12 protein-coding genes are annotated in these 15,217 nt (G+C 47.9%); 2 read left to right on the forward strand and 10 right to left on the reverse strand.

Annotated elements, in window-relative coordinates:
• Positions 1–342: 342 nt before the first annotated feature.
• The 4 genes from FC82_RS06995 to FC82_RS07010 form a co-directional block, all read right to left on the reverse strand.
• Positions 343–2,172, reverse strand: a complete 1,830-nt coding sequence (locus FC82_RS06995) for an ABC transporter ATP-binding protein (protein WP_056996591.1) — start codon at positions 2,170–2,172, stop codon at positions 343–345.
• Positions 2,165–3,898, reverse strand: a complete 1,734-nt coding sequence (locus FC82_RS07000) for an ABC transporter ATP-binding protein (RefSeq protein ID WP_056996592.1) — start codon at positions 3,896–3,898, stop codon at positions 2,165–2,167. The genes FC82_RS06995 and FC82_RS07000 overlap by 8 nt, the downstream gene beginning before the upstream one ends.
• A gap of 217 nt (positions 3,899–4,115) precedes the next feature.
• Complete coding sequence (locus tag FC82_RS07005) at positions 4,116–4,559, reverse strand: universal stress protein (RefSeq protein WP_056996593.1); 444 nt, start codon at positions 4,557–4,559, stop codon at positions 4,116–4,118.
• 262 nt (positions 4,560–4,821) lie between these two features.
• The gene (locus tag FC82_RS07010) at positions 4,822–6,399 is read right to left on the reverse strand and encodes an amidohydrolase (RefSeq protein WP_054759388.1); all 1,578 of its coding nucleotides are present in this window, start codon (positions 6,397–6,399) and stop codon (positions 4,822–4,824) included.
• A gap of 193 nt (positions 6,400–6,592) precedes the next feature.
• Between FC82_RS07010 and FC82_RS07015 the strand changes: the two genes are divergently transcribed.
• A complete protein-coding gene (locus FC82_RS07015; protein WP_054759386.1) occupies positions 6,593–6,817 on the forward strand; it encodes a hypothetical protein in 225 nt (74 codons plus the stop codon).
• Positions 6,818–7,762: 945 nt separating this feature from the next.
• Here FC82_RS07015 and FC82_RS07020 read toward each other — a convergent pair.
• Genes FC82_RS07020 through FC82_RS07045 form a run of 6 tightly spaced genes read right to left on the reverse strand, consistent with a single transcriptional unit; the run spans position 7,763 to position 12,230 of the window.
• A complete protein-coding gene (locus tag FC82_RS07020; RefSeq protein ID WP_054759384.1) occupies positions 7,763–8,533 on the reverse strand; it encodes an acetoin reductase in 771 nt (256 codons plus the stop codon).
• A gap of 28 nt (positions 8,534–8,561) precedes the next feature.
• Positions 8,562–9,035, reverse strand: coding sequence for an S-ribosylhomocysteine lyase (locus FC82_RS07025; RefSeq protein ID WP_046948759.1), 474 nt, complete (start codon positions 9,033–9,035; stop codon positions 8,562–8,564).
• 49 nt (positions 9,036–9,084) lie between these two features.
• Positions 9,085–9,945, reverse strand: a complete 861-nt coding sequence (locus FC82_RS07030) for a MetQ/NlpA family ABC transporter substrate-binding protein (RefSeq protein WP_054759382.1) — start codon at positions 9,943–9,945, stop codon at positions 9,085–9,087.
• A gap of 51 nt (positions 9,946–9,996) precedes the next feature.
• Positions 9,997–10,674: a methionine ABC transporter permease gene (locus tag FC82_RS07035; RefSeq protein WP_056996594.1), complete on the reverse strand. Its 678-nt coding sequence runs from the start codon at positions 10,672–10,674 to the stop codon at positions 9,997–9,999.
• Positions 10,674–11,750 (reverse strand): methionine ABC transporter ATP-binding protein, encoded by a 1,077-nt coding sequence (locus FC82_RS07040; protein WP_054759380.1) that lies wholly within the window; start codon positions 11,748–11,750, stop codon positions 10,674–10,676. Before FC82_RS07040 ends, FC82_RS07035 begins: the two co-directional genes overlap by 1 nt.
• The gene (locus FC82_RS07045) at positions 11,751–12,230 is read right to left on the reverse strand and encodes a GAF domain-containing protein (protein WP_054759378.1); all 480 of its coding nucleotides are present in this window, start codon (positions 12,228–12,230) and stop codon (positions 11,751–11,753) included. It abuts the gene before it with no gap.
• A 795-nt stretch (positions 12,231–13,025) separates the two neighbouring features.
• Here FC82_RS07045 and FC82_RS07050 point away from each other — a divergent pair.
• Positions 13,026–14,945, forward strand: coding sequence for a M13 family metallopeptidase (locus tag FC82_RS07050; protein WP_056996595.1), 1,920 nt, complete (start codon positions 13,026–13,028; stop codon positions 14,943–14,945).
• Positions 14,946–15,217 lie beyond the last annotated feature (272 nt).

The following is a 15,217-nucleotide window of genomic DNA, read 5'->3' on the forward strand; positions in this document are numbered from 1 at the left end:
GCCAAAAAGAAGTAGCCGACTTACAAAAGTGGCTTAAGAACAAGAAGTAATTAGAGGAGCTCTGTAAAGCGTTTTGCTTTACGGGCTTTTTTTGTAGAGTGTGGAAGCAGGCGCTCAGAGGGCGGAGCCTAAGGGGCTTTGACCGAAAAAGGCCGGGCTTGCTTTTTTTGGTCGAAGCCCCTTAGGCAGGAGCCCTCTGCCTGCTGGAACACGTTTCAGCTATGTAGCTAAAAACCGCAGCAGCCGATCCCACTCAACACCAATAAGCACCATAGCTAACAACATCATCCAAACGATGATCAAGTTAGCTATGGTGCTTATTCTGTACCCAGTGGACGACCATCACCCACCAAGCGCCCCAGTATACAGTTCATAATACTTCCCATGCTTAGCCAGCAACGCCTCATGCGTCCCAGACTCAACAATGCGGCCGTCACCGATCACGAGAATTAAATCGGCGTTAAACACTGTCGATAACCGGTGGGCAATCGCAAACGTGGTTCGGCCAGTCATCAAATTATCCATCCCTGCCTGAACCAGTTGCTCCGTCCGCGAATCAATATTCGAAGTGGCTTCATCCAAAATCATCACCGGCGGGTCCACGAGTGCCGCCCGCGCAATCGACAACATTTGCTGCTGTCCTGAAGACAACTCACTACCATTCCCAGTAATCTGAGTCTCGTATTTATCAGGTAACGTTTCAATAAATTTGTCCGCATTGGCCAGTTTTGCGGCTGCAATGACTTCATCATCGGTTGCCGTCATCCGTCCGTACCGAATATTATCTGCAATTGTACCGCTAAAAAGATGGGTCTCCTGCAGTACAATGGCCACGGAGCGGCGCAGTGCTTCTTTGTTGATCCGAGTAATATTGATACCATCATAGGTGATCTGACCGCTGTCGATGTCATAGAACCGGTTCAGCATGTTGGTAATAGTCGTTTTCCCCGCCCCAGTTTCACCAACCAAGGCAATCTTTTCACCGGCCTCGACGTCAAAACTGATGTCGTGCAACCCGGCATCTGAATTTGGATATTCGAAGCTAACGTCTTTAAAACTAATTTGACCGCGAACGGGAAGCTGTTTGTCACCATCTTGCCAGCACCAGGTCTCGCCCTTTTGCGTCAAGGTAACAGTGCCGCTATCGGCTTCCGGCGCCTCATCAAGCAACTGGAAAATTCGCCCTGCTCCGGCCATAGCCTGGATAATTGCGTTTAACTGTTGTGAGATCTGCGCGATTGGCTGACTGAACGACCGACTCAGTTGCAGAAATGCAGCAATCGTTCCCAGTGTCAGCAAGCTGGCATGGGTGATTGCCAGTGCCCCGCCAGCAATCGCAATCAGCACGTACAGCAGATTTCCCAAGTTACCCATGATTGGAAATAACATCGTCGAAAAACCGTTAGCCAGCCGCGCGTCATTTCGCAGGTCGTCATTATACTGGTCAAATTCCTGTTTAACAGTGGCCTCATGCGAGAAGACTTTGATTACTTTTTGCCCGTTCAGCATCTCTTCGATAAACGCGTTCAGGCTCCCGATCGACGCCTGCTGCGCGCGAAAATATTTGCTGGAACGCGCGGTCAGCCAACGGACGATGACAATACTCGTGGCGAAAATCAACAGTGAAATGAGTGTCAAAATCGGACTTAAGCTCACCATGGCTACCAGCGCGAAAACTACGTTAAACGTGGCCACGATAAACTGCGGAAAGCTTTGCGTGATCAACTGCGTCAGCGTGTCAACGTCATTGGTATAACGGCTCATCACGTTACCGTAGTCGTTTTCATCAAAGTAGCGCAACGGCAAGGATTCCATCTTGGTAAACATCTGGTCCCGAATCGATTTTTGAATCCGTTGTCCTAAAACAGCCATGATTTGACTGTAGGCGACGGTTGCAAGTACGCCGGTGTAAAATAGGGCACCCATGATCAAAATTGCTTCAAGCAGCGGGCCGTAGTTAGGATGATTGCTGCGCATTAACGGCAAAACATAGTCGTCGATCAGTCGTTGAATGAACAACGAACCAGCCACCCCCGCCAACGCGCTGATAATGATCGCAATGAAGGCAATGACCAGCCACCCCTTGTACTGACTGAAAATGAGTGCAATAAGGCGTTTAAACGTCTGACGGCGCTGCGTTGTTTTTGATGTTTGTGTTGTCGCGTTAGTCATGCTGGCCACCTCCCCGCTTTGTTTGCGTGTCATACAGCTGCCGGTACCACTCATTTTCAGCCAGCAATTCGCTGTGGGTACCCGCGGCGGCAATTTTGCCGCCAGCCATGATTAAAATCTTGTCTGCATCAACGATACCGCCCAGCCGCTGAGTGATGATCAGTTTGGTAACGTCCGGCATTTCATGGCGAAACGCCTGCCAGATTTTCGCCTCAGTATTCGTATCTGTCGCACTCGTTGCGTTATCGAGAATCAGAATCTTCGGGTGTTTCAGCAGCGCCCGCGCAATCGTGAGCCGCTGCTTCTGGCCGCCGGAAACATTCTGTCCGGTCTGTTCCAGCGGCGTGTCATAACCCTGCGGCAGCGTTTGAATAAAACCGTCTGCCTGGGCTAATTGGGCGGCATGCTGAATCTCCTCATCGGTGGCATCCGCGTCACCCCACTTGAGATTATCGCGAATGGTGCCGGAAAACAGGGTGGTCGTTTGCAGGACAACTGAAACATTATCCCGTAACGTTTTTAAATCGTAATCCCGCACGTCTTGCCCAGCGACACGGACCGTTCCAGCAGTCGCGTCATAAAGTCGCGGAATCAATTCGACCAGCGTACTCTTCGACGTCCCGGTCTCACCGATAATACCAATCGTTTGCCCGCTTTTAATATGCAGGTCGACATCGTGGAGCTGGTCTTTTTTTGTGCCCGGATAACGAAATGAGACTCGTTCAAAATCAATGGCACCGTTCGCCACGTCTGTGCGTGCATCTGGTTTGTCCGCAATGGCCGATTCACTGTTCAGGACTTCCACCACACGTTCTGCTGAGGCCTGAGAAACAGATAGTTGGGAAAAAATCATCGACAGCATGTTCAAACTAAAGAGAATGGAGGTGCTGTAAGAAAAGAGACTTACAAACTGGCCAACCTCAAGCTGTTTACCGACGATCAGCTTGGCGCCAAACCATGAGAGCAGCAACATGGTCGTATTGATGACCAGTTGCATCAGCGGCATGTTGAGGGCCACGATTCGTTGTGCTTTGGAAAACACTTTAAAGATGTTGCCGGAAGCTGCTTTGAACTTGGCTGTCTCGCTATCCTGCTGACCATATGTTTTGACAACCCGGATGCCCCGCAGGTTTTCCCGAACGACCCGATTCAACTGGTCGTACCGTTTGAAAACCTGCCGAAAAAGCGGTCGTGATTTACTAACGATCGTGACCAACCCAACGGCCAGAATTGGAACGACGATGACAAACAGCCACGCCATTTCAGCATTCACTGTAAACGCCATGACGATTGAAAAAATCAGCATGGACGGCGCCCGAAAGGCAATTCGAATCAGCATTTGATAGGCCGTTTGAATGTTTGTGATATCCGTTGTCAGCCGCGTTACCAGACTGGAGGTTGAGAACTGGTCCAAATTTTGAAACGAAAAGGTCTGAATGTGGTAAAACAAATCCTGTCGCAAGTTTTTCGCATACCCCGCAGCTGCCTGACTGGACACCCAACTGGCACCAGCGCCCATCACCAGAGAAAACAGGGCCATCACCAGTAGCAAAAGGCCGACCCGTACCACTAAATTTAGGTTGCCGGGTCGAATGCCCTGGTCAATAATTGCCGCCATTAAAAAGGGAATAAATGTTTCTATAGCGGCTTCAGCGACCACCAAAATGGGCGAAATGATCGTCATTCGTTTATATTCACGTATCGATTGCATTAAGGTGTGTAACATCGTAACCCTACCCCCAATCCTTCAATGATTAATCGCCTTATTTTAGCATTGCACCCAGCTAATTTGTTGTTGAAACACTTAATTGTGAAAGCATGGTGGCATGCCCATCATATGAGCCTTTACTGTTCACAAATTTGCACCTCAAGCCAACAAAAAAGTCCACATTGAAGTGGACTTTTTCCTGTCTATTCGAGAGTTTACCCTTAAGCCAATATTCTTAGTGTTTCTTCTCATCTTGGCTGATAACGAGGACTGGTACGGTTGATCTTCTGACCACGTATGCCGTGGTCGAACCCATAATTGCCCGGTTTAACCCGTGAGCACCCGACTTACCAATTACGGTCAACGTTGTTCCAAGCCGTTCTGGCAAGGATTCTGCGATGGCCTGTTTGGGAATGCCGACTTCAAAATGCGTTTCCAGCACGATGCCAGCGTCCTTCGCTTCACCAGCCGCCTGGTTCAGCGCGACTTCAGCCTGGTCCTTCATGTGCTGCATAATATCATCACCAAAGACCGCGCCATACTGAGTGTAACTTTGATCATTGGCCACACTCACCGCGTAGATCTTCGAATCGTAGTGTTTTGCAATATCAAACGCTGCTCTGAGGGCCGCAAAAGCATTTTCACTACCGTCTAAGGGTACCAAGATTTTTTCAAACATCGAGACCACCTCCGTTTTGTTGTCTATACCTTAATGTTAGCACAGTTGAAAGCGGTACCGGTATTGATACGTACCGTGAATTTCTGCTTCATTTCTTTCTTCTACTTAAATACGGTATGCGAAACACCCGTTGTGAAAATAACACGTTAATCTCTAAATGGCTGACACTTAAAAAATCAAATTTTCACTCACCGCAAACATACAAGTGGCACAAAAAAGTTTGTTTCTGAACATAAGCACGTTCTCATTTAATCGTGCCGTCTTATGATTCGTATACCGGCTGCCCCTTCATCCAAGTACTATTGACGCGCGTTTCTCCTATTTTATCTGGGATCACCGAAAACAAATCTTGATTCAAAACGACAAAATCTGCGCGCTTGCCAACGACTAGCTGTCCACTATCAGTGAGGCCCGCAATGGCAGCGGCCCACTTGGTGTATCCTAAAACGGCCTCGCCAATCGAAATTGCCTCCGAAGCATTGACCACATCACCATTCACTGCCGTGCGATTCACCGCCGCCTGCATGGCGATAAACGGGCTGTCCGGTTCGGCCCATGGCGTGCATGGCGCATCGGAACTCAGCGCGGTCGCTGCCGTCGCCAGCATCGATTTTATGCGGTAAGCGTTCTTAAATTGGCCTGCCGACAAATACGTCCGGTAAGACTCATCTTCAGCAAAGTAGAAGATCGGTTGGGTCACCAATGCATACTGCATCTTGGCGGCCTTGATCTGGGCCAGCATGGTGTCACTCAACAAGGTAGCGTGCTCGATTCGGATGGACGGCCGGTCTGCCAGCCACGGCTCAACCCGGTCCGTTGTATCCAAAATCAATTGAACTGCGGCGTCGCCCATCGCGTGCACGGCCACCTGTAACTGATGTGCCCGTGCAAACGTCACTGCAGCCATTAAATCAGCCCCTGTGGTTAACTGTATGCCGTTTTGACCACTTGGATAGGGCTGCTGGTTCCAGGCCGTTTCGCCCGAAATACTGCCGTCCATGAACACCTTAACGCCGCCAATAGTCAGGTTGTCATTTTCAGTTGGCAAAATCGGTTGCGGGTCGTTTTTAAGTTCGTCCCACACGTAATAAATAGCCGTTTGCGGTTTAAAACCAGCCTTCATAGCGTCCTGATACAGGTTGAGCGAATCATACGGCCGCTTGCGCCCCATCAACTCACCAATAGCAACCAATCCGTTAGCCAAATAGTGGTCGGATGTATTCACCATGTTGATCACATCCTGCTGGTAATTTTGCGCGGATTTTTCGCGAATCAACAGCTGAGAAGCCGCCACTTCCTGCATGTAGCCGTTAGGACGACCATCCGGAAAACGACCAATGTGTCCGCCCTCTGGATCGGGAGTATCAGCCGTGATGCCCGCTAACGCAAGAGCCTTGGAATTACCAACCGATGAATGGCAATCCGACCGGTAGATAAAAATCGGCTGTTCAGTTGTGATGGCATCAAAATCATCGATTGTTGGCGTGCGGTGTTCAGCTAGTTTTGTCTCGTCAAAGCCCCACCCTTCGAGCCAAACATCAGGTCCCTGACCAAATTCGGGTGAGCGGCGCAACGCCTGCTGCATGTCGGCAATGCTGTTAATGTCCGGCGGTGTGCAGGCCACACCATGAAGCGCATCCGCGATATACTTCGGGTGGGTATGGATGTCCAGCAGCCCCGGTAAAACAGTCTGGCGCTTTAAGTCCACCACGTCGTCAGATTGCGGGGCAGCTGCGGTTGCCCCAGTCCAAGTGATTCGTCCGTCAACCACTTGCATAGCTTCAACGAAAGCGGTTTCGTTTTTCCCTGTAAAAATGTGTCCGTTCACAAATGTCGTCATCATAATCCCTCATTTTACAAGTTATTGTTTGATTATCTTTGCCCCTATTCTACCGATTTTTACCACCGAAAAAAAGCCCAATTCTACAAACCCGCGTCCCACTTGAAACGCCAGATTTTCTCCAAAAGTCAATATTGAATTGCAATTTTTCTGTTTCTATAATGGGAACTAGTTTAACTCGGGGGGAATTAAAATGCAGGACACATCAAGTAATTTATTAACGACAATCAAGAACGCTTATCGCCATAACTGGGTCATCCAACTTCAATTTAATCGCAATGGCAGCGTCACCGGCATGGTCAATACCTACACCGATGATGGCCATTTTTATTTGACCCACGATGGTGACGTCAAAGAGTTCCAACTGGACGAGTTAAGGGGCGTTCAGGTTGTGAATGAGAAATGGTGGACGAATTAAGCGCGTGTGGAGAAAGGCAGTTAAGGCGTGGTGTCTAGTCTTTTGGAGCATGTTTCGGTTACATAAAATAGAAGTATTAAACGATCATAATAAAAAGGATGCTCACTGGTTGAGCATCCTTTTTATTATTGATAGGGCAAGTTCTGGGAAGTGAACTTTGGAGGCTCTTTTTGTTAAAGGCTTCATTGGCACGGTGCTTAGCTGTCCTCGAAACTCAACGTGCTGCACAAGGCAGAGGGTTACTGTCTAAGGCACTTCGACCAGAAACGCAAATTTGGCCGGTAATTAAATTAATAAAAAGGGTACTCATAATGCGAGTTTCCTTTTTATGACTGTTTCAAGTGTTCTGGGCAGCGAGTATTTGAGTCTCTCTTTGTTATAGACCCCCATTGGCACTGTGCTTGGCTGTCCTCAAGACTAAACGTGCTGCACAAGGCAGAGGGCTCCTGCCTAAGGCACTTCGACCAAAAAAGGCAAACCCGGATGGTAATTAAGGTCATAAAAAGGATACTCATAATACGAGTATCCTTTTTATGACTGTTTCAAGTGTTCTGGGCAGCGAGCTTTTGAGTCTCTCTTTTTTAAAGACCCCATTGGCACTGTGCTTGGCTGTCCTCGAGACTAAACGTGCTGCAGAAGGCAGAGGGCTCCTGCCTAAGGCACTTCGACCAAAAAAGGCAAACCCGGATGGTAATTAAGGTCATAAAAAGGATACTCATAGTACGAGTATCCTTTTTATGACTGTTTCAAGTGTTCTGGGCAGCGAACTTTTGAGTCTCTCTTTTTAAAGGCCCCATTGGCACTGTGCTTGGCTGTCCTCGAGACTAAACGTGCTGCACAGGCCAGGGGGCTACTGCCTAAGCAACTTCCGGCATAAAATCCAAAACCGGGATTTTCTGCCGAAAGTTGCTTAGGCTCCGCCCCCTAACCGGCCTGTTCCGCACTCTAATGAAATCTCATCCCACCATCCACCTGCAGTGACTGCCCGGTGATATAGCCGGCGGCATCCGATGCGAACCATGCCACGACTTCTGCTACATCAGCTGGTGTTGCTTCACGGCCGATTGCGATTTCTTCCAAGCAATCCGCCTGTTGTTTTGCAATCGTTTCATGCTTGATTGCCGCAGTTTTCTTATCGATGGCGTCCCGCATCTTAGTGCGGACAATTCCTGGGTTGTAGGCGTTTACCGTGATCTTATCCTTAGCTAATTCCTTGGCTGCCGACTGGGTCAGACCACGAATACCAAACTTGGAGGCAGAATAAGCACTTTGCAAAGCTGAAGCTTCATATCCGGCCAATGACGCTGCGTTCACGATACGACCGCCATTGCCCTGCTTCTTAAACTGGGCTGCGGCAGCTTGGATACCCCAATAAGTCCCCTTGAGGTTAACGTCCAATAATCGTTCAACGTCATCGGGATCCGAATCTACGAAACTGTCAATAAATGCGATTCCTGCATTATTGACGTACAGTGCTAAGTCGCCGAGATCAGCGACTGCGTTTTTAACAAGTTCAAAGACCTCATCCCGGTGCGCCACATCAACGTGGTATGACTTTGCCTGGTGGCCTTCACTGGTTAAATCGGCGGCCACTTTCGCAGCTGTGTCATCATTGATGTCTGCCACGGCAATGGCGTAACCATCCTTCACTAAGCGATGAGCAATGCCTTCGCCAATTCCTTGGCCGGCACCAGTAATGATTGCAAGTTTACTCATTTCGCATACCTCCTTAAATGGGCTTTAACTAGATAACGTTACGGTTGAACGGATCGTCAGAGATACCTTCAGCCAAAATGTCCTTTGACCATTCCTTAGCTGAGAACAATGAGTGATCCCGGTAATTCCCGCAGCTGTATTTGTCAGTGCCTTGAACATCGTCCCAGGTAATCTTGTTTGCGATGTCATCTAAAGAGCCCTTTAAAGCCTTGGCAACTTCTGTGGTTGAGTGTTGACCCCAAGTAATCAAATGGAAACCGGTCCGGCAACCAAATGGTGAACAGTCGATAACGCCGTCAAGACGGTCACGCAGCAGGCCAGCAAGTAAATGTTCGATGGTGTGCAAACCGGCTGTTGGAATGGCGTTTTCGTTTGGTTGAACGAGACGCAGGTCGTAGTTGCTGATGATGTCGCCCTTTTCGCCGTGTTCTTCAGTAATTAAACGAACGTATGGTGCCTTTACCTTTGTGTGATCCAGGGTGAAACTTTCTACTTTAGCCATAATTGATGATCTCCTTTTATATTAACTGTTTTAGCTGATTTGAAACGACCTAGTTGTTAAAGTACGACAGCGGCTTGCTAACTTCGATCTTGGTGCCGTAGTACTTCTGCTTGATGTATTTTTGAATATCTTTCTTGTGGTAGAGCTTAACCAACTTCTTGTATGACTTGTTGTTTTTGTTCTTAGCAGCAGTAGCCAAGATGTTGATGTTGTCCTTCGTACTTTGATCAACCTTTTCGTGGAAGATGGAATCGGTCAGCACGTGCAGGTGTCCTTCCAAAGCGACCGTGTTTGAAATGAGCACGGCGTCAACGTTGTTGATAACCCGTGGACCAGTGGTATCATCAATTTCCTTAAACTTCAGGTGCTTTGGGTTGGACTTGATGTCACTCACAGTGCCTAAGTAACCGAAGTTCTTATCCAAAGTGATTAGACCGGCTTTTTGCAACAGGATCAAACCACGAGCGGCTTGTGATGGGTTGTTGGCAATCGCAATCGTTGCACCATCGGGAATGTCTTTAACACTCTTGTACTTCTTAGAGTAAATGCCCATGGGTTCCAGGTAAGTGGTTCCTAAAGCAGCCAGTTTGCTGGACTTGTTTTCCTTGTTGTAAGCCAGGTAGTATGACCATGACTGGAAGGCGTTAACGTCAACGTTGCCTTGAGCGGTCGCCTTATTCAGCTGGACCCCATCGGTAATCTGCTTAACCTTGATTTTCAGGCCCATATTCTTTGCATCCTTCGACTTTGCGATGTGTTGCCAGATGTCGTAGTCAGACCCCTGTGAGCCAACCGTGATGGTGCTTGTCTTCGTCGCACTAGCACTATGGCTCGTTGCGGCATGAATCCCAAAAATTGCGATTACAATCACGACAATAATGCCGATTAACCACCAAAAACTTTTCTTCATACTTTCCACCTCTAATTAATCTCTAAATCCTCTTTTAAAGTTTGTTTCCTACTATTCATTGTGTTCGACAGCTTTGACGATTAGATCCCCAATGATCTGAACCGCAAACACTAAAATTAAAATGATGATCATAGCCACGAAGGTGACGTCGTTTTCAAACCGGGCGTACCCGATACTGATGGCAACGTCCCCGAGACCGCCAGAACCAATGGCACCGGCCATGGTGGTCAACCCAATAAGACTGATAACAGTCACGATAGACACCCGCAGAATGTCTGCCAGCCCTTCCCGGAGATAGACCCGGAAAATAATTTCCGTGGGACTTGACCCCATGGACTGTGCGGCTTCAATGACGCCGTGATCAACATCCAACAACGCGTTTTGAACCTGACGGGCGTAGAACGGGAAGATGCCGACTATCAACGGCACTAGCGACGCTGTCGTCCCAACGGTTGTCCCAATCAAAAACTGGGTCAGCGGTGAAATCACCGCCAGCAATATAATGAATGGAATTGACCGTAGCAGGTTGGTAATCTTATCCAAAACGGAATAGGTTAAACCGTCCTCAAGGATTCCCCCGGGTTGTGTAATGACCAAGCAGACCCCGAGGAGCAGTCCGAGCACCGCGGCAATGATGGCTGAACCAAAGGTCATATACAAGGTTTCCCAAGTGGCTTGAACAAATTCACCCTTCATCTGGAGGACGTTTGGAATCAGTTTTTGTAACATTATGCCTCATCCCCCTTCACCGGTACGCCACTAAGAATCTGAGTTTTAACCCCGTGCGGCCGCAAATCCTCAAGTGCTTTGTTGAATGGTACTAACTCGCCTTCAATAATAGCAATCATATAACCAACATTTTCGCCATCAATCTGGTCAATGTTTGCAAACAGAATGTTTTCGGCAACGTGATAGGTTTGCGATAACTCTGAGAGAATGCTTTGTTTCGTCGCATTTCCAATAAAGTTGAAATATACCAGTTCCTGGTTGTCAGGCAGGTCTTCAACGTTGATGGTTGCCGTTATCCGGTCAATGGCCGCCTTTACGTTCGTAGACGTTTCCACGAAATCGGTTGTTAGTTTCTCTTGCGGATCAGTGAAGACCTTGGCAACGGTACCCCGCTCTATAATTCTGCCTTCATCCATCACCGCCACGTTATGACAAATGGATTTGATAACCTGCATTTCATGGGTGATCAAAACGATGGTCAGCCCCAATTCATCGTTGAGTTTCTTCAACAACTCCAAGATGGCTTTGGTCGTTTTCGGGTCCAACGCGCTGGTAGCTTCATCAGAAATCAGTACTTCTGGTTCCGTTGCTAACGCTCTGGCAATCGCCACCCGCTGTTTCTGCCCACCGGATAACCGTTGCGGATAGGTGTTGGCGTATTCTTCCAGACCAACCCGTTTCAGCAAAGTCAACGCCTTTTCCTGTCGTTCCTGCTTGCTGATTTTCTTACCTAACAGCGGATACTCCACGTTTCCCAACACCGTTCGTGATTTCATCAGGTTAAAATGTTGGAAAATCATGCCGATCTTTTGGCGGGCTTCCCGTAATTTGACTGGTTTCAATTCCCGCAGGTCCTGGCCGTTCACGATGACTTTGCCCTCGCTTGGCTGCTGCAATAAGTTGATCACACGCACCAGGGTACTCTTACCAGCACCGGAATACCCGATGATGCCATAAATGTCGCCCTTTTTAATCTTGAGGTTAACATCATCGACAGCCTTCAAATCCTTACCGCTGTTTTTAAACGTCACCCTGATATCTTGCAGATCAATGACGTTACTGATATCTTCTGCCATTTAGGCTCGACCCCCAACCTCTGCTTGAACACCGAAGACAATTGGCGCAATCTCTGAAAGATATTTTGCATCCACATCATCAAAGGTGTTGTATTCGGGACTATCCAAATCAAGGACACCCCAGAACTTCCCGTCTTTGAACACAGGAACAACGACCTCGGATTTGGATGCACTATCACAGGCAATGTGCCCACTGAAATCGTGGACATTTGGCACAACTTCTGCCTTCTGGGTTTTAGCAACCGTGCCGCAGACGCCTCTGCCAACCGCAATATGCATGCATGCTGGTTTGCCCTGAAACGGGCCTAAAATCAATTCATTGTTTTTGAACCTGTAAAACGAGGTCCCGTTCAATTGCGGTAATTCGTTAAAGACCAGTGACGCAAGGTTACTCATGTTGGCAACCAAATCAAATTCGCCCGTCAACAATGCCTGTGCCTGCTGTTTCAATAACTCATAACGTTCCGTTTTTTCACTCATTCGGGACACTCCCTTTCCAAAATAAAAAGGCATTTCCATCCAAATCTATTTCTAGACAAGGACGAAAATGCCATTCGCGTTACCACCTTAGTTTAAACGACCCTCACGAGCCATTCCTCGCGGGTACGCCAAAACTAAGCCTGGTTTTATGATCAGTACTTACTATTGTGCATACCCTAACGCTGTAACGAGCGTCCCCGCCAGCACCTAGCCTTAGCTCAGCGCTGAAACGATTTAAAAGACCATCTTCGAACAGCTCCCAACGTTGCCTTGCACCAAACGGCAACTCTCTCAGGATGGTGACTGTCCTACTCATCTTCTCGTTAGTTTCTCATATGAATTTAACAGTGATTATTATGCATTGAAATTGAACGGGTGTCAACAGATAAATTAAAAAAATATGAGCTATCGTTAAAGTTTACTCATTTTGAAATCGGTTTTCATAGCACCATAAAGGGGTCTGTACCGATTAGTAGCAATTTTTCTGGAAACCATCAACGGAAATAGAAAGTAATGATGCAGCTATCATTTTGAAATAATATTCAACCGTGCACAATCTTTTTTTGATTAGACATTATCGGAATTTTGCATGACGATAAGCCATTATGAAAAAATCGCGACAAAGGGCGTATTCACACTGACTAATATTAAGATGGTTATCATAGCGCGCTTAGTTTATCCAGTCCGGCAACGCGGCACGCCCTGATTTGATTTAACCGCTTGTTTAATAATTGGTTAACCAACATCAAAGCGATATAATGGGCATACATAATTGAAAATTCTGGAGGTATCTGCATGGCAAACACAATTGATGAAACGAAAATCAAAACTGATCTGTACGACGCTGTTAACGGCGATTGGCTTAAAACAGCTGTCATTCCTGCTGACCATTCCACGACCGGTGGGTTCACGGATCTGGCTGATAACATTGAAAAGACGCTGATGAGCGACTTTGATGATTTACGCTCAGGTAAACTACAGCCAACAAATCCTGAACAAACTGAATTCAAGAAATTCTACACACTGACCACTGACTTTGCAAAACGTGAAAAGGATGGCAGTGCGCCGCTGAAACCATTTATTGACCGGATCAACGGCTTAAACAATTATCAGGATCTCAGCGACCAACTGGCTGATTGGATCTTGACTGGTCTGCCGACGCCATTTTCATTTGACATCGACTCCGACATGAAGAACTCCACAACATACGCCCTGTTTGCGAGTGGACCTTCCCTGTTCCTGCCTGATAAAACCTACTATGCTGAGGGTAATCAGGCTGCAGCGCAACTGATGCCGATTTTCACCAACATGATGACACAGTTGTTTAAACTGGCTGGGTATACAGAGGACGACGCAAAGACCATCATTGACCAAGCGGAACAATTTGACCGGTTAATTGCACCGAACGTCAAATCCGCTGAAGAGGGCGCCGACTACAGTAAGATGTACAACCCGCGCAGCCTGGATGACATTGCCGGCAGCACTGATAAACTTGATTTAAAGGCTGCTATCACGGCCTTGATTCAAGGTACCCCAGAAGTCATCATCACGCCGGAACCTGCCTACTTCGATGCCCTGAACCAGCTGCTCACCGATGCTAACTTCCCACTATTGAAGAGCTGGCTTCTGGTAAAGACCGTTTCCGGGTTATCGTCCTACTTAACCGAAGACTTCCGACAAACGAGCACCATTTTCGGTCGCGCACTTTCCGGCCGTAAGGAAGCACGCAGTCAAGAAAAGGCCGCCTACGACCTCGCGACCGGCGTGTTTGACCAAGTCGTCGGCGACTATTACGGCCGCAAGTACTTTGGCGAAGCGGCTAAGAAAGACGTTCACGACATGGTCGTCAAGATGGTCAACGTTTACAAAAAACGCCTCGCAAACAACACTTGGTTGGGTAAAGCTACTCGTGATAAAGCCGTTTTAAAACTGGACAAGCTAGGCATTCAAGTTGGCTATCCTGATGCCATCACACCCCTCTACTCGAAGTTTAAGGTCACAACCGCTGAAGACGGCGGTTCACTGTTGAGCAACGTCATGGCCTTCACCCGCATCCGCAATGAAGATGAATTCTCAAAGTGGAACCAACCCGTAGACCGGACCCGCTGGGAAATGAGTGCGAATACGGTTAACGCCTACTTCCACCCATTCCACAACATCATCGTTTTCCCAGCCGCAATTCTGCAGGCACCGTTCTACAGCCTTAAGCAATCTTCCAGCGAAAACTTCGGCGGGATCGGTGCTGTCATCGCGCACGAAATTTCCCACGCTTTCGATAACAACGGTTCGTTGTTTGACGAGTACGGGAATTTGAACAACTGGTGGACTGAAGCCGACAACGCCCACTTTAAAGACCTTGCCCAAAACATGATCGACGAGTTCGATGGGCTCCCATTTGCGGGTCAGAAAGTGAACGGTAAACTCACCGTCTCTGAAAACATCGCTGATGGCGGCGGCTTAAGCTGCGCCTTAGAAGCCGCTAAGGGCGAACCCGACGTCGACCTGAAAGCCTTCTTCATTAACTGGGCCGCTATCTGGCGTTCAAAGGCCACAAAGGAGCGCGAACAATTGTTGCTTTCCATTGATGTCCATTCCCCTGCAAAACTGCGGGCAAACGTCCAGGCGCAAAATTTGGACGATTTCTTCAACACGTTTGACATTACTGAAGGCGACGCGATGTACAAGGCACCGGCTGACCGGGTCAAGATCTGGTAAGTTCACTGTTAAACTGCGAACAAAAAAGCTGCATCTATTTCAATGAAAAATTCAAAATACCGGCAGTAAGCTCCGTATGGAACTTACTGCCGGTATTTTTTTGTTTGTCAGTATTGCATAGTCATCAATGTCTGTTGGTTAGAAGGTTGTTGAAAGCTTCATACAAACATTGAAAGACTGCATACTGATTGTTACCTATTATTTGGGATTGAAGCCGGGCCAAAAGAGTTGCTGGTGCGCTTGCTTTTCGTCAAAGTTGGCTGGCGCCAAAA

The organism is Secundilactobacillus collinoides DSM 20515 = JCM 1123 (assembly GCF_001435975.1).
Lineage (GTDB): Bacteria > Bacillota > Bacilli > Lactobacillales > Lactobacillaceae > Secundilactobacillus > Secundilactobacillus collinoides.

Bases quoted from the DNA above. Each gene is read 5' to 3' on its own strand.
- FC82_RS06995 (WP_056996591.1), bottom strand. From the start codon at position 2,172: ATGACTAACGCGACAACACAAACATCAAAAACAACGCAGCGCCGTCAG.
- FC82_RS07000 (WP_056996592.1), bottom strand. From the start codon at position 3,898: ATGTTACACACCTTAATGCAATCGATACGTGAATATAAACGAATGACG.
- FC82_RS07005 (WP_056996593.1), bottom strand. From the start codon at position 4,559: ATGTTTGAAAAAATCTTGGTACCCTTAGACGGTAGTGAAAATGCTTTT.
- FC82_RS07010 (WP_054759388.1), bottom strand. From the start codon at position 6,399: ATGACGACATTTGTGAACGGACACATTTTTACAGGGAAAAACGAAACC.
- FC82_RS07015 (WP_054759386.1), top strand. From the start codon at position 6,593: ATGCAGGACACATCAAGTAATTTATTAACGACAATCAAGAACGCTTAT.
- FC82_RS07020 (WP_054759384.1), bottom strand. From the start codon at position 8,533: ATGAGTAAACTTGCAATCATTACTGGTGCCGGCCAAGGAATTGGCGAA.
- FC82_RS07025 (WP_046948759.1), bottom strand. From the start codon at position 9,035: ATGGCTAAAGTAGAAAGTTTCACCCTGGATCACACAAAGGTAAAGGCA.
- FC82_RS07030 (WP_054759382.1), bottom strand. From the start codon at position 9,945: ATGAAGAAAAGTTTTTGGTGGTTAATCGGCATTATTGTCGTGATTGTA.
- FC82_RS07035 (WP_056996594.1), bottom strand. From the start codon at position 10,674: ATGTTACAAAAACTGATTCCAAACGTCCTCCAGATGAAGGGTGAATTT.
- FC82_RS07040 (WP_054759380.1), bottom strand. From the start codon at position 11,750: ATGGCAGAAGATATCAGTAACGTCATTGATCTGCAAGATATCAGGGTG.
- FC82_RS07045 (WP_054759378.1), bottom strand. From the start codon at position 12,230: ATGAGTGAAAAAACGGAACGTTATGAGTTATTGAAACAGCAGGCACAG.
- FC82_RS07050 (WP_056996595.1), top strand. From the start codon at position 13,026: ATGGCAAACACAATTGATGAAACGAAAATCAAAACTGATCTGTACGAC.